Annotated in this window: 16 protein-coding genes; 15 read left to right on the top strand and 1 reads right to left on the bottom strand. The window is 60.4% G+C overall.

Features of this window, described 5'->3' with window-relative positions; translation table 11 throughout:
* Positions 1–494: 494 nt before the first annotated feature.
* On the bottom strand, positions 495–1181 hold the full coding sequence (locus tag CRX69_RS14280; RefSeq protein WP_107322197.1) for an alpha/beta family hydrolase: 687 nt from the start codon (positions 1179–1181) through the stop codon (positions 495–497).
* Positions 1182–1277: 96 nt separating this feature from the next.
* On the opposite strand from CRX69_RS14280, the gene ccoN (CRX69_RS14275) reads away from it, so the two are divergent.
* From ccoN (CRX69_RS14275) to CRX69_RS14205, 15 genes are all read left to right on the top strand, one after another.
* Positions 1278–2702: a cytochrome-c oxidase, cbb3-type subunit I gene (gene ccoN, locus CRX69_RS14275; RefSeq protein ID WP_014339375.1), complete on the top strand. Its 1425-nt coding sequence runs from the start codon at positions 1278–1280 to the stop codon at positions 2700–2702.
* Between the two features lie 10 nt (positions 2703–2712).
* Positions 2713–3321: a cytochrome-c oxidase, cbb3-type subunit II gene (gene ccoO, locus CRX69_RS14270; RefSeq protein ID WP_047227190.1), complete on the top strand. Its 609-nt coding sequence runs from the start codon at positions 2713–2715 to the stop codon at positions 3319–3321.
* A 4-nt stretch (positions 3322–3325) separates the two neighbouring features.
* A complete protein-coding gene (locus CRX69_RS14265) occupies positions 3326–3529 on the top strand; it encodes a cbb3-type cytochrome oxidase subunit 3 (protein ID WP_047227189.1) in 204 nt (67 codons plus the stop codon).
* Positions 3526–4479 carry a cytochrome-c oxidase, cbb3-type subunit III gene (gene ccoP, locus CRX69_RS14260; protein WP_047227188.1) on the top strand — a complete coding sequence of 318 codons (954 nt, stop codon included), beginning with the start codon at positions 3526–3528 and terminating at the stop codon, positions 4477–4479. The genes CRX69_RS14265 and ccoP (CRX69_RS14260) overlap by 4 nt, the downstream gene beginning before the upstream one ends.
* 481 nt (positions 4480–4960) lie before the next feature.
* Entirely contained in the window at positions 4961–6403 is a 1443-nt protein-coding gene (ccoN, locus tag CRX69_RS14255) for a cytochrome-c oxidase, cbb3-type subunit I (RefSeq protein ID WP_047227187.1), read from the top strand.
* Complete coding sequence (gene ccoO, locus CRX69_RS14250) at positions 6403–7011, top strand: cytochrome-c oxidase, cbb3-type subunit II (RefSeq protein ID WP_014339380.1); 609 nt, start codon at positions 6403–6405, stop codon at positions 7009–7011. The genes ccoN (CRX69_RS14255) and ccoO (CRX69_RS14250) overlap by 1 nt, the downstream gene beginning before the upstream one ends.
* A gap of 5 nt (positions 7012–7016) precedes the next feature.
* Positions 7017–7202, top strand: coding sequence for a CcoQ/FixQ family Cbb3-type cytochrome c oxidase assembly chaperone (locus tag CRX69_RS14245; protein WP_003183474.1), 186 nt, complete (start codon positions 7017–7019; stop codon positions 7200–7202).
* Complete coding sequence (gene ccoP, locus CRX69_RS14240; RefSeq protein WP_076385618.1) at positions 7199–8182, top strand: cytochrome-c oxidase, cbb3-type subunit III; 984 nt, start codon at positions 7199–7201, stop codon at positions 8180–8182. Before CRX69_RS14245 ends, ccoP (CRX69_RS14240) begins: the two co-directional genes overlap by 4 nt.
* 148 nt (positions 8183–8330) lie before the next feature.
* Positions 8331–8585, top strand: coding sequence for a type II toxin-antitoxin system Phd/YefM family antitoxin (locus CRX69_RS14235; RefSeq protein ID WP_107322196.1), 255 nt, complete (start codon positions 8331–8333; stop codon positions 8583–8585).
* On the top strand, positions 8585–8995 hold the full coding sequence (locus CRX69_RS14230) for a type II toxin-antitoxin system VapC family toxin (protein WP_076385622.1): 411 nt from the start codon (positions 8585–8587) through the stop codon (positions 8993–8995). Before CRX69_RS14235 ends, CRX69_RS14230 begins: the two co-directional genes overlap by 1 nt.
* Positions 8996–9085: 90 nt before the next feature.
* Entirely contained in the window at positions 9086–13489 is a 4404-nt protein-coding gene (locus CRX69_RS14225; RefSeq protein ID WP_240539532.1) for an RHS repeat-associated core domain-containing protein, read from the top strand.
* 6 nt (positions 13490–13495) lie between these two features.
* Positions 13496–14506, top strand: a complete 1011-nt coding sequence (locus CRX69_RS14220) for a hypothetical protein (protein ID WP_076385624.1) — start codon at positions 13496–13498, stop codon at positions 14504–14506.
* 487 nt (positions 14507–14993) lie between these two features.
* Complete coding sequence (ccoG, locus tag CRX69_RS14215; protein ID WP_047227182.1) at positions 14994–16409, top strand: cytochrome c oxidase accessory protein CcoG; 1416 nt, start codon at positions 14994–14996, stop codon at positions 16407–16409.
* A gap of 11 nt (positions 16410–16420) precedes the next feature.
* Entirely contained in the window at positions 16421–16960 is a 540-nt protein-coding gene (locus tag CRX69_RS14210; RefSeq protein WP_047227181.1) for a FixH family protein, read from the top strand.
* A gap of 147 nt (positions 16961–17107) precedes the next feature.
* Positions 17108–19558, top strand: a complete 2451-nt coding sequence (locus tag CRX69_RS14205) for a heavy metal translocating P-type ATPase (RefSeq protein WP_076385626.1) — start codon at positions 17108–17110, stop codon at positions 19556–19558.
* The last annotated feature ends 13 nt before the right edge of the window (positions 19559–19571 follow it).

The following is a 19571-nucleotide window of genomic DNA, read 5'->3' as shown; positions in this document are numbered from 1 at the left end:
GGTCAAGGTTGCTCATTCAAAGGCATTCCAATTGTGGGAGCAGGCTTACTCCCTCAGAGGGTCAAGGTTGCTCATTCAAAGGCATTCCAATTGTGGGAGCAGGCTTACTCCCTCAGAGGGTCAAGGTTGCTCATTCAAAGGCATTCCAATTGTGGGAGCAGGCTTACTCCCTCAGAGGGTCAAGGTTGCTCATTCAAAGGCATTCCAATTGTGGGAGCAGGCTTACTCCCTCAGAGGGTCAAGGTTGCTCATTCAAAGGCATTCCAATTGTGGGAGCAGCCTTACTCCCTCAGAGGGTCAAGGTTGCTCATTCAAAGGCATTCCAATTGTGGGAGCAGCCTTACTCCCTCAGAGGGTCAAGGTTGCTCATTCAAAGGCATTCCAATTGTGGGAGCAGCCTTACTCCCACAGGGGGTCAAGGTTGCTCATTCAAAGGCATTCCAATTGTGGGAGCGAGCCTGCTCGCGATGAGGCCTTGATAGTCGGCAAGGAACCTACTGAAGAAACCCGGCCACCCTGCCCGCCGCCGCCTCCAGATGCTGCTCATGACTAAACCCCGAGGCCTTCAGCGGTTTCAGATCATGATCCCCCGCCACCAGCCACATCACCTCGATACTCGGTGACAGCACGTAACCCTGCACCGCCTCGCGGTTACCCAAGGCATCGCGCTCGCCCTGGACGATCAAGGTCCGGGTCTTCAAGGCTGCCAAGTGCTCGACCCGCGGTTTCTCCGGTTTGCCCACCGCGTAGAAGGGATACCCCAGGCACACCAGGGCATCAGCTTTCAGCTCATCGGCCAGCAAACTCGCCATGCGCCCACCCATGGACTTGCCGCCAATGGCCAACCGCCCAGCGACATAAGGCCGCACCGTGGCATACACCGCACGCCAGCATTCCAGCAACTTGGGAGCCGGGTTCGGCGGACGTTTACCGCCGTCCAGGCGTCGTTGAGCCATGTAGGGAAACTCAAAACGCAACACGTTGATGCCATGCCCGGCAAGGCGCGCGGCCATTTCGTTCATGAACCCGCTGTCCATCGGTGCGCCGGCGCCATGGGCCAGGATCAGGGTCGGTGGCTCGGCGCTGACACCCGTTTGCGCCGCCGTCCATAGCCAACCGTGTTCGGCCACACATCGCGCCCATTGATCCCCGTCAATACTGGCCTTGTGCTGTTTGTCCATGCTTGCCTCGCTTTTAGTCTGCCTATAACTCCAGGCGAAGAATGCCGCGCTGCCTTGCGCAAGCGCTCACTTCGGCTGAACCGTGGATGGGGAACCATGAACACATCTATCAGTACCGCCTACAACTACAAGGTGGTCCGCCAATTCGCCATTATGACGGTGGTGTGGGGCATCGTCGGCATGGGGCTCGGGGTTTTTCTCGCGGCCCAATTGGTCTGGCCACAGCTCAACTTCGATTTGCCGTGGACCAGCTTCGGCCGCCTGCGCCCGTTGCACACCAACGCGGTGATCTTCGCCTTCGGCGGCTGCGCCCTGTTCGCCAGTTCGTTCTACTCGGTGCAACGCACCTGTCAGACACAGCTGTTCGCGCCGAAAATCGCCGCGTTCTGCTTCTGGGGCTGGCAATTGGTGATCCTGCTGGCGGCCATCAGCCTGCCGCTGGGCTACACCAGCTCCAAGGAATACGCCGAACTGGAATGGCCGATCGACATTCTGATCACCATCGTCTGGGTCGCCTACGCCATCGTGTTCTTCGGCACCGTGGCCAAGCGCAACACCAAACACATCTATGTCGGTAACTGGTTCTTCGGCGGGTTCATCCTGACCGTGGCGATCCTGCACATCGTCAACAACCTGGAATTGCCGGTGAGCTTCACCAAATCCTACTCGGTGTATGCCGGGGCCACGGATGCGATGGTGCAATGGTGGTACGGCCACAACGCCGTAGGCTTTTTCCTCACCGCCGGCTTTTTGGGGATGATGTACTACTTCGTGCCGAAGCAGGCCGAGCGTCCGGTGTACTCCTATCGGTTGTCCATCGTGCACTTCTGGGCGCTGATCACCCTGTACATCTGGGCCGGCCCGCACCACCTGCACTACACCGCGCTGCCGGACTGGGCACAGTCCCTGGGCATGGTGATGTCGCTGATCCTGCTGGCACCGAGCTGGGGCGGCATGATCAACGGCATGATGACCCTGTCGGGCGCCTGGCATAAATTGCGCAGCGACCCGATCCTGCGGTTCCTGGTGGTGTCCCTGGCGTTCTACGGCATGTCGACCTTCGAAGGCCCGATGATGGCCATCAAGACCGTCAACGCCCTCTCCCACTACACCGACTGGACCATCGGCCACGTACACGCTGGTGCCTTGGGTTGGGTGGCGATGATTTCCATCGGCGCGCTGTATCACATGATCCCGAAAGTCTTCGGCCGCCCCCAGATGCACAGCATCGGCCTGATCAACGCGCACTTCTGGCTCGCGACCATCGGCACCGTGCTGTACATCGCCTCCATGTGGGTCAACGGCATCGCCCAGGGCCTGATGTGGCGTGCGGTGAACGAGGATGGGACCCTGACCTACTCCTTCGTTGAAACCCTGGTGGCCAGCCACCCCGGTTTCGTCGTACGGCTGGCGGGCGGGGCGATCTTTCTCCTCGGCATGCTGCTGATGGCCTACAACACCTGGCGCACCGTGCGGGCCTACCAGCCTGCCGAAGCCGCCGCTGCCGCGCAGATGGCTTGAGGAGTCCGCCATGAAACACGAAACAATCGAAAAAAACGTCGGCCTGCTGATGCTGCTGATGGTTCTGGCCGTGAGCATTGGCGGCCTGACCCAGATCGTGCCGCTGTTCTTCCAGGACGTGACCAACAAACCGGTGGACGGCATGAAGCCCTACACCGCCCTGCAACTGGAAGGTCGCGACATCTATATCCGCGAAGGCTGCGTCGGCTGCCATTCGCAGATGATCCGTCCGTTCCGCGCCGAGACCGAGCGCTACGGCCACTACTCGGTGGCCGGTGAAAGCGTCTGGGACCACCCGTTCCTGTGGGGCTCCAAGCGTACCGGGCCGGACCTGGCCCGGGTCGGCGCGCGCTACTCCGATGACTGGCATCGCGCCCACCTGTACAACCCGCGCAACGTCGTGCCTGAGTCGAAGATGCCGGCCTACCCATGGCTGGTGACCCAAACGGTGGACAGCAGCCACACCGAAGGCAAGCTGCGCGCCATGCGCACCCTGGGCGTGCCGTACACCGACGACGACATCGCCGGCAGCGTGGCCTCGCTCAAGGACAAGACCGAGATGGACGCGCTGGTGGCCTACCTGCAAGTGCTCGGCACTGCCATCAAGAGCAAGAGGTGAGCCTATGTTTCTTGAAATGAGCACTGGAATGATCCGCGGCCTGGGCACGGTCGTGGTGTTCGTGGCCTTCATCGGCCTGACCCTGTGGGTATTCAGCAGCAAGCGCAACTCGGAGTTCGCTCAGGCGCGCCTGCTGCCGTTCGCCGACGAGCCATCCGCCGACATCGCCAACCCCCAAGACCCTGCAACAAGGAGCACCCGGCCATGACCACCTTCTGGAGTACGTGGATCAGCGTACTGACCATCGGCAGCCTGATCGGTCTGACCTGGCTGCTGATCGGCACCCGCAAGGGCGAGACCAAGGGCAGTGTCGACCAGACCATGGGCCACAGCTTCGACGGCATCGAGGAGTACGACAACCCGCTGCCGCAGTGGTGGTTCCTGTTGTTCGCCGGCACTTTGGTGTTTTCCGTCGGCTACCTGGTTCTCTACCCGGGCCTGGGCAACTGGAAAGGCATCCTGCCCGGCTACGAAAATGGCTGGACCGGCGCCCATGAATGGGAAAAGGAAATGGCCAGGGCCGACGCCAAGTTCGGGCCGATCTTCGCCAAATTCGCCGCCATGCCGGTGGAAGAAGTCGCCAAGGACCCACAGGCCTTGAAGATGGGTGGCCGCTTGTTCGCCTCCAACTGCTCGGTCTGCCACGGCTCGGACGCCAAGGGTGCCTTCGGCTTCCCGAACCTGGCCGACAGCCACTGGCGCTGGGGCGGCAGTGCCGAAACCATCAAGGCCACCATCATGGGCGGTCGCATGGCCGCGATGCCGGCCTGGGGCGAAGTGCTGGGCGAAGCCGGCGTCAAGAACGTGGCCGCGTATGTGCGCCATGATCTGGCGGGCCTGCCGCTGCCGGCAGACAGCGGCGCCGACCTGCAAGCAGGCCAGCAAGCGTTCAACACCACTTGCGTTGCCTGCCACGGTGCCAACGGTAAAGGCACCGAAGCCATGGGCGCGCCAGACCTGACCTTGCCGGCCGGCTTCATCTACGGCACCAGCCTGGCGCAACTGCAACAGACCATCCGTCATGGCCGCCAGGGCCATATGCCGGCGCAGAATGAGCTGCTCGGCAATGACAAGGTGCAACTGCTCGCGGCTTACGTCTACAGCCTGTCCCACGCGGCGGGCGCCGAGCGTCTGCAAGCTGAACGCAAAAGCGAATAAATCCTGACCACGCGAACAGCCGCATCCATCTGGATGCGGCTGTTTCGTGCCCCTGCGCGACGCATTGTCGCACCCTCCCTTCGTCTTCCTTTCGGTTCCCCGGAATCAAGTCTAAGCTTGCCTCTGCGTGCGCTGGCGACTGCCGGTTTCAGGTCGACCCGACCCGATGCGTTCGACAATCGTTCGACAAAAAGGCCGCAAAGGCAGGTGAATACCGGCTGTTGCGACAGTTACCTGGCATCACCCGAACGCCGTGCTCGAACACACCCCGTTACAACCGACCTGCCCCCCTCGCCTCTTTCCTTCGTTGCGACATTTTACCGAGGGCCAATTTTGTCCCTACTCAGCACATGGAAAGGCCGCAGAATCTGCTTTGGAAAGCATTGACCCAGGTCATGGCGCGTTGCAATGACCCCCCGCTTTCTCCATACTTGCGACCGATTTTTATCCTAATAAAACACCCAAACCGTGGAACCTTAGAATGAGCACAGCAATCAGTCCGACTGCTTATAACTATAAGGTAGTCCGCCAGTTCGCCATCATGACGGTGGTCTGGGGGATCCTTGGCATGGGGCTCGGTGTATTCATCGCCTCGCAACTGGTCTGGCCGGAGTTGAACTTCGATCTGCCATGGACGACGTTTGGACGCCTGCGCCCGCTGCACACCAACCTGGTGATCTTCGCCTTCGGTGGTTGTGCGTTGTTTGCCACTTCCTATTACGTCGTGCAGCGAACCTGCCAAACGCGACTGATTTCCGACAGCCTCGCCGCCTTCACCTTCTGGGGTTGGCAAGCGGTCATCGTCGGTGCGATCGTGACCTTGCCGATGGGTTTCACCACCACCAAGGAATACGCAGAGCTGGAATGGCCCCTGGCTATTCTGCTGGCCATCGTCTGGGTGACCTACGGTCTGGTGTTCTTCGGCACTATCGTCAAGCGCAAGACCAAGCACATCTATGTCGGTAACTGGTTCTACGGTGCCTTCATCGTCGTGACCGCCATGCTGCACATCGTCAACCACGCGTCCCTGCCGGTCAGCTTCTTCAAGTCTTACTCGGCCTACTCGGGCGCCACCGACGCGATGATCCAGTGGTGGTACGGCCACAACGCCGTGGGCTTCTTCCTGACCACCGGCTTCCTGGGGATGATGTATTACTTCGTGCCGAAACAGGCCGAGCGTCCGATCTATTCCTATCGCCTGTCCATCGTCCACTTCTGGGCGCTGATCACCCTGTACATCTGGGCCGGCCCGCACCACCTGCACTACACCGCGCTGCCGGACTGGGCACAGTCCCTGGGCATGGCGATGTCGATCATCCTGCTGGCTCCGAGCTGGGGCGGCATGATCAACGGCATGATGACCCTCTCGGGCGCCTGGCATAAGCTGCGCACCGACCCGATCCTGCGGTTCCTGGTGGTTTCCCTGGCGTTCTACGGCATGTCGACCTTCGAAGGCCCGATGATGGCCATCAAGACCGTCAACTCCCTGAGCCACTACACCGACTGGACCATCGGCCACGTACACGCCGGGGCCTTGGGCTGGGTTGCGATGATTTCCATCGGCGCGATCTACCACATGATCCCGAAACTGTTCGGTCGTGCGCAGATGCACAGCACCGGCCTGATCAACACTCACTTCTGGCTCGCCACCATCGGCACCGTGCTCTACATCGCCTCGATGTGGGTCAACGGCATCACCCAGGGCCTGATGTGGCGTGCAATCAACGACGACGGCACCCTGACCTACTCGTTCGTTGAAGCGCTGCAAGCCAGCCACCCTGGTTTCATCGTCCGTGCCCTGGGCGGCGCGTTCTTCGCCAGCGGCATGCTGTTCATGGCCTACAACGTGTATCGCACCGTTCGTGCCTCTGACCCGGCTGAAGCTGAAGCCGCCGCCAAGATCGCCGTAGTTGGAGCTCACTGATGAAGCACGAAACAGTAGAGAAGAATATTGGCCTGCTGGCCTTCTTCATGGTCATCGCCGTCAGCATCGGCGGCCTGACCCAGATCGTTCCGCTGTTTTTCCAGGACGTGACCAACAAGCCGGTCGAAGGCATGAAGCCGCGCACCGCTCTTGAACTGGAAGGTCGCGACGTCTACATCGCCAACGGCTGTGTCGGCTGCCACTCGCAGATGATCCGTCCGTTTCGCGCCGAAACCGAACGCTATGGCCACTACTCGGTTGCCGGTGAAAGCGTCTGGGACCACCCGTTCCTGTGGGGCTCCAAGCGTACCGGCCCGGACCTGGCCCGTGTGGGCGGTCGCTACTCCGACGACTGGCAGCGTGCGCACCTGTACAACCCGCGCAACGTAGTGCCTGAGTCGAAAATGCCGGCTTACCCGTTCCTCGTAGAAAACAAGCTCGACGGCAAAGACACCGCCAAGAAAATGGAAGTCTTGCGTACCCTGGGCGTGCCTTACACCGATGAAGACATCGCCGGTGCCAAGGATGCCGTGAAGGGCAAGACTGAAATGGACGCGCTGGTGGCCTATCTGCAAGGCCTGGGCACCATCATCAAAAGCAAACGGTGATTTAGATGGATATCGGGATGATTCGTGGCCTGGGCACCGTCGTCGTGATGGTGGCCTTTATCGGTCTGGCGTTGTGGGTGTTCAGCCCCAAGCGCAAGTCGGAGTTTGACGACGCGACCTTGCTGCCGTTCGCGGATGATCCCGAAGCCATCAAGCACGTCGAGCAAGCTTCTAGGAGTAACAAAGAATGACTACGTTCTGGAGTCTGTACGTCACAGTCCTCAGTCTGGGTACGATCTTCGCCCTGACCTGGCTGCTGCTGTCGACCCGTAAGGGCCAGCGCGCCGAACAAACGGACGAGACTGTTGGTCACTCGTTCGATGGCATCGAAGAGTACGACAACCCACTGCCTAAATGGTGGTTCATGTTGTTCGTGGGCACCATTGTCTTCGCCTTGGGTTATCTGGTGCTCTACCCGGGCTTGGGCAACTGGAAAGGCCTGCTGCCAGGGTATAACTACCTGGACACCGAAAAGCAGACCCCTTTCGCCAATGGCCAGACCGGCTGGACCGGCGTTCACGAGTGGGAAAAGGAAATGGCGCGTTCGGATGCCAAGTTCGGCCCGATCTTCGCCAAGTTCGCCTCCATGCCGATTGAAGAAGTCGCCAAAGACCCGCAAGCCCTGAAGATGGGTGGCCGCCTGTTCGCCTCCAACTGCTCGGTCTGCCACGGTTCCGACGCCAAGGGTGCCTATGGCTTCCCGAACCTGACCGACGCCGACTGGCGCTGGGGTGGTGAGCCGGAAACCATCAAGACCACCATCATGGGCGGTCGTCATGCCGTGATGCCGGGCTGGGCTGCCGTGGTTGGCGAGCAAGGTGTTGCCGACGTCTCCGCCTACGTGGTGACCAGTCTGCACGGCCGTAAACTGCCGGAAGGCGCCAAGGCCGATCCGGCCAACGGCCAGAAGCTGTTCGCAGCCAACTGTGTGGCCTGCCACGGCCCAGCCGGCAAGGGCACGCCTGCCATGGGCGCACCTGACCTGACGCACCCGGCCGGTTTCATCTACGGTTCGAGCTTCGCTCAGCTGCAGCAGACCATCCGTTACGGTCGCCAGGGCCAGATGCCTGCCCAGGCCGATCTGCAGGGTAACGACAAGGTCCACCTGCTGGCTGCGTACGTCTACAGCCTGTCTCATGGGGAACCGGCGCCAGCCGCCGATGCCCAGTAAGGCACACGCCTGATGTACCAAAGGCCCCGTCAACCCATGTTGGCGGGGCCTTTTTTATTGGTGGGTATCCAGGAGCGAAGCTGTTTAACTTGCTCGCCGCCCACGCCAGTAGTAACGTGCCTACATTGTAGTTTATGAGGGCACTGCCATGTCCATCACGACCATTTCCAGCCGCGAATTCAACCACGACACAAGTGGTGCCAAAAAAGCCGCCCGCCAGGGGCCAGTCATCATCACTGACCGTGGCAAGCCTGCCCACGTACTGCTAAGCATTGAGCAGTACCAGAAACTGACCGGCATTGGCACCAGCATTGTCGAGTTGCTGGTCATGCCTGACGCGCCGGATATCGATTTCGATACCGAACGTGCCGTCATCACTCCCCAGCCAGTGGATCTGTCCTGATGTTTCTACTCGACACCAATGTCATTTCGGAACTGCGCAAGCCGCATGCAGATAAAAACGTACAGGCCTGGGCACGGAGCGTGTCCGCCCCCAACCTGTATGTCTCGGCAATCACCGTATTGGAGCTGGAAACTGGTGTAATGCGCTTCGAACGCAAAGATCCGGTGCAAGGCAGCCGCCTGCGCGCGTGGCTGGATAACCACGTCCTGCCCGCATTTTCCGGCAGGATCCTGGCGGTCGACCGCACCGTCGCGCTGCGCTGCGCTCGCCTGCATATACCGGATCGCAGCAATGAATGCGATGCACTGATTGCCGCCACCGCGCTGGTCCATGGCCTGACCGTGGTCACCCGCAATGTGAGTGATTTTCAAAGCAGCGGCGTGGCCTTGCTCAATCCATGGTCAAGCTAATATAACGTCGCGACGGACCATCAATTACCGCCAAGGAGATAGGCGCAATGGGCATCGAAACACTTCAGCGCGCAACGATGAGCCCCCGGCATGTCTGACGCGCTCTGGGCCGCTCGCCTGGGCGATGCACTGAACCACACCTCCATGATGGCCGACATTCTCGGCGGCGTGCTGGAAGTGGCGGCCAACATCGCCATCACCGCCCTGGCGACGGCAGCGGTGGTGGCCGCCACCGGCATCACCGTCGCCACGGGTGGCTTGGGTTGTTTCCTGCTCGGTGCGGTGGTGGGGGCGGTCGTGGGCATTGCCATGAGCAAGACCGGGGCCGACGAAGGCCTGAGCAATATCTGCGAAGGCATCGGCAACGCGCTCTTCCCGCCCACGGTGCAGGCCAACATCCTCACCGGCTCCAAGGACACCTTTACCAACAACATCCCCTCGGCCCGCGCCGCCGGAGCGGTTGTTTCCCATGTCGCGCCGGCCGGCACCGAACTGGACATGCCCGAGCCGGAAGAAGAAGCCGAGGCCAGTTACCTGGACATGGCCGGCAACTTCTTCTCGCAGATGTGGCGCCCCACCGTCGCCTCGCCCGCCCCCGGCACAGAGACTCGGCCGGAAGACCTGGTGATCTGCACCAAGCACCCACCGATGCCGCCGCAGTTCATGGCTGAAGGCTCGGACAAAGTCACCATCAATGGCCAGCCCGCCGTGCGCAGCGGCGACCGCAGCACCTGCGATGCGACGGTGGTCTCGGCCGGGTTGATTTCCCCGGACGTGACCATCGGCGGCGGCTCAGTGGTGGTGCGTGAGATTCGCAGCGGCAAGACCCCGGGCGTGGGGCTGGCGGTCACCGCGTTGCTGATGCTCAAGGGGGGCAAGGGCAAGTTCTTCAGCAAACTGCCGTGCATGCTGGCCGGTGGCGCGGCGTCGATGGCGGTCAGCAGCGCCATGGGCGCCGCGGCCAACGCCACCATGGGCTCGTCGAACCCGGTGCATGCCGCCACCGGCGCCAAGGTGCTGGGCCGCGATGAAGAGCTGGACTTCGTTTTGCCCGGTGTTCTGCCAATCGACTGGCAACGCTTCTACAACAGCCGCGACGAGCGACGTGGCGGGATGTTCGGCGCCGGCTGGAGCGTGGCCTACGAGGTGCAGGTGGAGATCCTGGCCCATCCCGAGGGCGGCGAGACCCTGCTCTACACCGACGAACAGGCCCGGCCCATCGACATGGGTTCGATCCCGTTGGGCGGCGCGGTGTTCAGTGCTGGCGAAGGCTTGGCCGTGCGACGTCATCTCAACGGGCAGTTGCTGATCGAAAGCGACGACGGTGTGTATCGCCTATTCGAACCCACGCCGGGCCACACATCCCTGCTGCGCCTGAGCCAACTCGGTGACCGCAACGACAATCGCATCTTCCTCGACTACGACGCCGCCGGACGACTGATACGCCTGCGCGACACCTTCGATCTGGTGCAAGTCGAGCTGATCCGCGAGCGCGAACGCGTCACCCAGATAGAACGCCTCTACCCCGACCAACAGCGCGAAGTGCTGGTCAGCTACGCCTACGACACAGCGAACAACCTGAGCGAAGTACGCGACGCCACCGGCCAGGTGCAACGGCGTTTCAGCTACGACGCCGGCCAGCGAATGCTGGAACACCAACTGCCCACCGGGCTGCGTTGCTTCTACGAATGGGCCTTGGTCGAAGACCAGGAATGGCGCGTGGTCCGCCACTGGACCGACGAGGGCGACACCTACCAGTTCGACTATGACCTCAAGGCCGGTGTAACCCGCATTACCGACGGTTTGCAGCGCGTCAGCACGCGCCACTGGAACAGCCAACACCAGATCACCCGATACAGCGACAACCTCGGCCAGACCTGGCTGTTCGAGTGGAACGACGAACGCCAACTGCTCAGCGCCACCGACCCACAGGGCGGGCGCTATGAATACAGCTATGACGAGGCCGGTAACCTGATCGGCGAAACCGATCCCTTGGGCCGCAGTGATTCGACGTTATGGCTCGAGCACTGGGCGCTGCCGCTGGTGGACACCAATGCCGCCGGCCACAGCTGGAAATACCGCTACGATCAACGCGGCAACTGCACCGCCGAAACCGATCCTCTGGGCCACGTCACCCGCTATCGCTATGACGCCCACGGTCAGGTCATCGAAATCATCGACGCCACCGGCAAGCTTAAAAAGCTGCGCTGGAATCCGTTCGGGCAGTTGGTGGAGCACATCGATTGCTCGGGTTACCCGACACGGTTCAGCTACGACCAGCGCGGCTACCTGCAGACCATCACCGACGCCCTCGGCGAGCGCACCCAGTTCAGCTACGACGCCCAAGGCCGTTTGCTCAGCAGCCAATTGCCGGATGGCCGCACCGAACAGTACCAGCGCGACCTCGCCGGGCAGTTGACCGGCTACACCGACCCGGCCGGGCACACCACGCTCTACCAGCACAACCGTCGCGGTCAGGTCCGCCAACGCACCGACGCCCAGGGCCGGCAGGTGCAATTCGCGTACGACAGCTACGGGCGGCTGCAGGCGCTGGTCAATGAGAACGGTGAGAGCTATCGGTTTACCTGGGATGCGGGGGATCGGTTGGCCGAACAGCGCAACCTTGATGGCAGCGCCAAAGGCTACACGTACGACGTCCTCAACAACGTAAAACGAGTCGAAACCATCGCAGCGCCGCGAGGTGATCATCAGCCCAGTGAAAGGACCATTGTTCATCATCTCGAACGTGATGCCATTGGCCGGCTGACCACCCGAATCACACCTGATGGACAGTCCCGGTACAGCTATAGCCCGTTGAATCAGTTAATCGAAGCCACCGTCATCGCTAACGACGGCAACGAACAACGACTGGGCTTTGCTTATGACGCGCTGGGTTATCTGATTGAGGAGCAGAGTTCAGCGGGCGTTCTGAAGCATCACTACGACGAACTCGGCAACCTGATCCAGACCCACCTACCCGACGGCCGTTGGGTCAGCCGCCTGTACTATGGCAGTGGTCATCTGCACCAAATCAACCTCGACGGCCACGTCATCAGCGACTTCGAACGCGACCGGCTACATCGAGAGGTGCTGCGCACCCAAGGCCAAATCAGCACACGGAGTGAATATGACCGTAGCGGGCGCTTACGCAGCCGCCAACGCCGGCATACCAGCCAGCCGTCGTTGATGCCTGCCGCAGATCAAACCCATTTTGAGTTTGATCCTGGCGACCACCTGGTGGCGCGCCTTGAACGGCAGCCAAAAGGTCAACAACGCCAATTGCTGCACTACGATGTGACCGGCCGCATCCTGGCAAGCCAGGGCACTCGACAAGGCCAGAATGAAACATTTTCCTTCGATGCCGCCGCCAATCTCCTCGACAGTTCACCTGGTACAGGTGGGCGGGTTACGCACAACCAACTCAAGCGCTATCAGGATAAGCACTATCGCTACGATGATTTTGGCCGAATGATTGAAAAGCGCAGTGGGCGACATGGCCTGCAGCGCTTCAGTTACGACTCGGATCACCGGCTGGTTGAAGTTCGAACCCAGAAATCCGACGGTGAAAACGTCGTCAGGATGCGCTACGACCCGTTGGGTCGAAGGATTGAGAAAACCGAACATGACGACAACGGGCATCTCATTGCCCGCACGCGTTTCGACTGGGATGGCCTGCAATTACTCAAGGAACATAAAAATAGCCTGACCAGCCTGTACCTCTATATTGGCGACAGTCACGAGCCCTTGGCCCGGGTCGACGGCATCGGTGAACATCAACGCATCCGCTATTACCACAACGACCCCAATGGTCAGCCACAGGCCTTGACGGAAAGTGACGGCCATCCGCTATGGCACGCTCACTACCAGGTATGGGGCAATACCACTGATGAAGTCCGTGAGCCGTACTACATCGAAGAACAGAACCTGCGTTTTCAGGGGCAATACCTGGACCGGGAAACAGGCCTGCACTACAACACCTTCCGCTTCTATGATCCCGACATAGGCCGCTTTACCACGCCCGACCCCTTGGGCCTGGCCGCAAGCCTGAATCTTTATCGCTACGCACCGAATCCATTTACCTGGATCGACCCGCTGGGGCTTAAAGAGAATGAGATTATCCGGTACATGGGCGAGAGCGAAACCGTCTCGTCCAAGGCCGCCAACGGAGGCAAAGGCGGCTTGGTTCCGAATATCCGAGGAGAGAAAGCGGTCTGGGTCAACCAGGACAGTAACCCTGGATTCAACCCAGGCAATGAGAAGTATCGGGTAGTGGCCACCGTCAATAACGAAGGGGTCAGCATGCTCAATAACCACAAGGACATCTCTACCGTTGACTATAAAGAGACGGGCCTGAAAGATGGCGTGCTGTCCAAGACGAATGAGCCCAAGGCCAGAGGCATCGGTTTCCGATTATTGGATAAATTCAATAAAACCATTACGTCATTTCGTGTCGAGAAGAAAGGCCCGAACGGAAAATGGAAGACCTGCGGATAAAGCCAGATGGACATATTCGATCTTCTCTCATACAAGCTTGAAAACTTCCTGAACGTCCGGCCGTATCCGAAGGCGTTGGGTGCTGTTTTTTACAAAGAAGACGAGCCTTCGCTACTGAACGTCGTCGCAAAAAAACACAATGGCGCTCCCTTCAGCGTTAGCCGCTGGCGGGACTTGTTTTCCACCAGCGCTTTCGAAAAAGCCATGCTGAAGAACGGCTTCACGGAACCCGACTGCTACGCCCTCCTCCTGGTCCTGTCGCGCTTTGGCTACCTGCTTGAAATCGACAACCGTCAACGAACCAACAAGGAATATTTTATTTTCTTCTACCTGATCCAACTGATCAGCTTGAAGAACAGCACCCTGGATGCGGATGCGCGCCTCAGGAACTACATGCTTAGGTTCCTCCTCTTCGAATTGAGCATCGATGACGAGGCGTATCGTCGGTTCAGCATCGAGGGCAATCAGTTGATGATGGCGACCGATGGGCTGGGGTCCGTGGCTTTTCTGGATGTGATTGATCTGGTTTACAAAGCGATCAAGGCCGACAGCAGGAAAGAGCATCAACTGCTGAGTACGTTGAAAACGTTTCAAACAAGCACAGTCAGATTACTCAGCGAGCCCGACGATACCCATTACCGCTGCGCGATCAATGATCGTCACAGCGAGCTTATGTACCCCGACGTTTTTTTGCCCACCTATGCTCAGGACAGGCAAAAAATATTTGATGCTTTGATCGACGCGGTCAATCCGCTTCAGTCAACGGCAAACCTGTTCGTCTCCAATATGGTTGTGATGAATTACGCCTTTCACGTCCTGAAAGACAAGCCTCACGAAATTCTAAAACTGAAAAAACACGTCCGTGATGAAGCGCTGTTCGGCCAATTGCTGGAGGTGATCATCATGCGTCGGATGGCAGTCAACAAAGCGCTGTTCGAAAAAATTCCCACGGGGCACGATCTGTCCTTGATCAAGGATGAGCAAACCGCGTTCTACAACATTTTGTACCGCCGGTAGAAACTTGATGCATTTGTGCGCCTGACGCCTCTCTTTGCAGCGCACAAAAATAATCAGAGCCGGGATTCGGCTGTGCTCAAGAAAACCCTGGCGGCTAGATCAAATTGGAAAACAAGCAGTTCGATCTGGCGCTTGCGAACAAATGACCAGGCGCAGGTTAAGCGCAAATCCCCGTGGCGAGGGAACTTACCCCCGCTGGGCGCGGAGCCGCCAAAAATAGTGGCACAAAACAATCAGGAGGGGCTGTCGAACGAGTCGGCAGGCCCTTGGTTTTTTCGCCAACGCCATGGAATGTCTATAGTCAATTGATCTGGGTCATGACTTGTTACATCCGCTACACCATTCTATGCAGAGTCCCAACGCGACCAAAGGTCGCACCCTTGAGCTAGACCTACAGGCGTATCATTGCACCACTGCAATACCCTTTCTGACCGTGGTCGGCACGTACTGATCCCGGCACTTTTCCACTGCCGTGGGATGCATTTTGATGAGTAACCAGATTCCGGTACATGACGTCACCCCGCCTGCCAAGGACGCGAACCAAAGCGTCGACCTGTATGCCTCTCGGGAAAAAATCTACACCCGTGCCTTCACCGGCCTGTTCCGCAACCTGCGGATGGTCGGCGGTGGCGTGTTGTTCCTGCTGTATTTCGGTACGGTCTGGCTGAACTGGGGCGGGCATCAGGCCGTCTGGTGGAACCTGCCCGAACGCAAATTCTTCATTTTCGGTGCGACCTTCTGGCCGCAGGACTTCATCCTCCTGTCCGGACTGCTGATCATTGCCGCCTTCGGCCTGTTTTTCATTACGGTCTATGCCGGGCGGGTCTGGTGCGGCTACACCTGTCCGCAAAGCGTGTGGACCTGGATTTTCATGTGGTGCGAGAAGGTCACCGAAGGCGACCGCAACCAACGCATCAAGCTCGACAAGGCGCCCATGAGCGGGAACAAGTTCCTGCGCAAGTTGGCCAAGCACAGCCTGTGGCTGCTGATCGGTTTTGTGACCGGCATGACCTTCGTCGGTTATTTCACGCCGATTCGCGAACTGGTGTTCGAATTCTTTACCGGCCAGGCCGATGGCTGGTCGTATTTCTGGGTCGGCTTCTTTACCCTCGCCACCTACGGCAACGCCGGCTGGCTGCGCGAGCAGGTGTGCATCTACATGTGCCCTTACGCCCGTTTCCAGAGCGTGATGTTCGACAAGGACACCCTGATCGTTTCCTACGACCCGCGTCGGGGCGAAAGCCGTGGCCCGCGCAAGAAGGGCGTTGACTACAAGGCCCTGGGCCTGGGGGACTGCATCGACTGCACCATGTGCGTCCAGGTCTGCCCCACCGGTATCGACATTCGCGATGGCCTGCAGATTGAATGTATCGGCTGCGCGGCGTGCATCGACGCCTGCGACAACATCATGGACAAGATGGATTATCCGCGCGGGCTGATCAGTTACACCACCGAACATAACCTCTCGGGGCAGAAAACCCATAAACTGCGCCCACGCCTGATCGGTTATGCCCTGGTGCTGCTGGCAATGATCAGTCTGCTGGTGACCGCGTTCTTCATGCGTTCGCTGGTCGGTTTCGACGTCAGCAAGGACCGCGTGCTGTACCGCGAGAACGCCGAAGGCCGGATCGAGAACGTCTACAGCCTCAAGATCATGAACAAGGACCAGCACGACCATACGTACGTGCTGGAGGCCTCCGGCCTGCCGGATCTCAAGCTCCAGGGACGACGGGAAATCAAGGTCGCGGCCGGTGAGATCTTCACCCAGCCGGTAGAACTGTCCAGTGCACCGGACCAACTGCCGTCGAGCACCAACGAGGTGACGTTCATCCTCAAGGATGCCGATGACGACAGCGTTCATGTTGAAGCCAAGAGCCGGTTCATCGGCCCACAAATTCGTTGAGAGAACTGAACATGCCTGCAGCAACCGCCACCAGCCCCTGGTACAAGCATCTCTGGCCGTGGATCATCATTGCGATCCTGGCCTGCTCGGTGACGCTGAGTCTGACCATGGTGACCATCGCCGTGAACAATCCGGACAACCTGGTCAACGACAACTACTACGAAGCCGGCAAGGGCATCAACCGCTCCCTGGAGCGCGAACTGCTGGGCCAGACCCTGCAACTGCATGCCAACGTGCAACTGGATGACGTCACCGGCGAAGTGAACCTGCGCCTGAGCGGCGACAGCCGGCCCCAGACCCTGGAACTGAGCCTGATCTCGCCCACCCAGCCGGAGAAGGATCGCAAGATCGTCCTGACGCGCAACGACAGCGAGCCGGGACGGTATGTCGGTCAATTGACGGACAAGATCGAAGGCCGGCGCTTTGTCGAATTGCTGGGTGTGGAGAACGACAAGACCTGGCGCCTGTTCGAAGAAGAGCAGATCAACCATGACCAGGCCATCCTGCTCGGCGATGAACCGCTGCAAGGCGCTGAAGACCTGAAGAAATAGACGGCTGCGCTGCGCGCAATCGCGAGCAGGCTCGCTCCCACATTGAGGTGTCGTTAGGTTCAATTCACAACGACGCAGACCTGTGGGAGCGAGCCTGCTCGCGAAAAGGCCTTCAGATGCCAGAAAGTTTCGATATGTGAATACCTCATGACCACCCCACTGCCTTGCTACCACTGCGCCCTGCCCGTCCCCCCGGGCAGTCGCTTCACCGCCGTTGTCCTGGGTGAAACCCGTGAGCTGTGCTGCCCGGGCTGCCAGGCGGTGGCCGAGGCCATTGTCGCTGGTGGTTTGGAAAGCTATTACCAGCATCGCAGCGAAGCGTCGGCCAACCCCGAAACCCTGCCGGTCCAGTTGATCGATGAGCTGGCGCTGTACGACCGCCCGGACGTGCAGCAGTCGTTCGTGCGCCATGAAGGCGAGCTGGCCGAAACCACGCTGCTGATCGAAGGCATCAGTTGCGCCGCCTGCGGCTGGCTGATCGAAAAACAACTGCGCAGCCTGCCGGCCGTGGCCGAGGCGCGGCTGAACCTGTCCAATCACCGCCTGCACGTGAGCTGGGCCGACGCTCAATTGCCGCTGAGCACCTTGCTGGCCGAACTGCGCCAGATCGGCTACGTCGCCCATCCCTACCAGGCCGATCAGGCCAGCGAACAGTTGGCCGCGCAAAATCGCCTGGCCCTGCGCCAATTGGGCGTAGCCGGTTTGCTCTGGTTCCAGGCGATGATGGCGACCATGGCCACCTGGCCGGAATTCAACATCGACCTGAGCCCGGAGATGCACACCATCCTGCGCTGGGTCGCGCTGTTCCTCACCACACCTATCGTGTTCTATAGCTGCGCGCCGTTCTTCAAGGGCGCGATGCGCGACCTGCGCACCCGACACCTGACCATGGACGTTTCGGTGTCCCTGGCCATTGGCGGTGCCTACGTGGCCGGGATCTGGACGTCCGTCACCGGGGTGGGCGAGCTGTATTTCGATGCCGTGGGCATGTTCGCACTGTTCCTTCTGGCCGGTCGCTACCTGGAACGCCGTGCCCGGGAGCGCACCGCTGCCGCCACCGCACAACTGGTCAATCTGCTGCCGGCCTCGTGCCTGCGCCTGGAGGATAACGGCCAGAGCGAACGAATCCTCCTCAGCGAATTGCGCACCGGCGACCGGGTCCTGGTGCATCCCGGAGCGGTTCTGCCGGCCGACGGCAGAATCCTCGACGGCCAGTCCAGCGTGGACGAATCACTGCTGACCGGCGAATACCTGCCACAACCTCGCCAAGTGGGCGACACGGTGACGGCCGGCACCCTTAACGTAGAAGGCGCATTGACGGTCCAGGTGTTGGCACTGGGGCAAGACACCCGGCTGTCGGCCATCGTCCGGTTGCTGGAACGAGCCCAGGCCGAAAAGCCGCGGCTGGCGGAAATCGCCGACCGCGCCGCGCAATGGTTCCTGCTGTTCTCCCTGGTCGCTGCGGCGGCCATCGGTCTGCTGTGGTGGCAACTGGATGCCTCTCGCGCCTTCTGGATCGTGCTGGCGATGCTGGTCGCTACCTGCCCTTGCGCACTGTCCCTGGCCACGCCAACCGCTCTTACCGCCGCCACCGGCACGCTGCACAAGCTTGGCCTGCTGCTGACTCGCGGCCATGTGCTGGAGGGCCTGAACCAGATCGACACGGTGATTTTCGACAAGACCGGCACCCTCACCGAAGGGCGTCTGGCGTTGCGCGCCATTCGAACGCTGACGGCCCTGGACAGTGATCAATGCCTGGGCCTGGCCGCTGCCCTGGAAAATCGCTCCGAACACCCCATCGCCCGTGCCTTTGGCCGCGCGCCACTGGCCGCCGAGCATGTGCAAAGCACCCCGGGGCTGGGTCTGGAAGGGCTGGTGGGTGACCAGCGCCTGCGCATCGGCCAACCCGGTTTTGTCTGCGAACTCAGTGGCGCAGCGGTGCCGGTGATGCCGGATGAGCCCGGACAATGGTTGCTGCTGGGTGATGACATCGGTCCGTTGGCCTGGTTCGTCCTCGACGACCGCTTGCGTACCGACGCCCCGGCATTGCTGGCCGCCTGCAAAGCGCGGGGCTGGCGCACACTGTTGCTGTCGGGCGACAGTTCGCCCATGGTTGCCAGTGTCGCCGCCGAACTGGGCATCGATGAGGCCCGCGGCGGTTTGCGCCCGGACGACAAACTGGCCGTGTTGCAACAGTTGCACCAGCAGGGCCGCAAGGTGCTGATGCTCGGCGACGGGGTGAACGACGTGCCGGTGCTGGCGGCGGCGGACATCAGTGTCGCCATGGGCTCGGCCACCGATCTTGCCAAGACCAGCGCCGATGCGGTGCTGCTGTCCAACCGTCTCGACGCCCTGATCCACGCCTTCAGCCTGGCCCGGCGCACACGGCGGGTGATCATCGAGAACCTGGTGTGGGCGGCACTGTACAATGGCCTCATGTTGCCGTTCGCCGCCCTCGGCTGGATTACGCCGGTGTGGGCCGCGATCGGCATGTCCATCAGTTCGCTGACCGTGGTGTTGAATGCGCTGAGGCTGACTCGCCAGCCCAAGATGCAGGTTTTCGATGCCTCGCCCGATACCCGCCCGCTGCCGGCCTGAGCCGCGCGGGCAT

The organism is Pseudomonas rhizophila (genome assembly GCF_003033885.1).
Classification (GTDB): domain Bacteria; phylum Pseudomonadota; class Gammaproteobacteria; order Pseudomonadales; family Pseudomonadaceae; genus Aquipseudomonas; species Aquipseudomonas rhizophila.
Note: the sequence above shows the minus strand (reverse complement) of the source record. Positions and strands in the feature narration are given on the sequence as shown.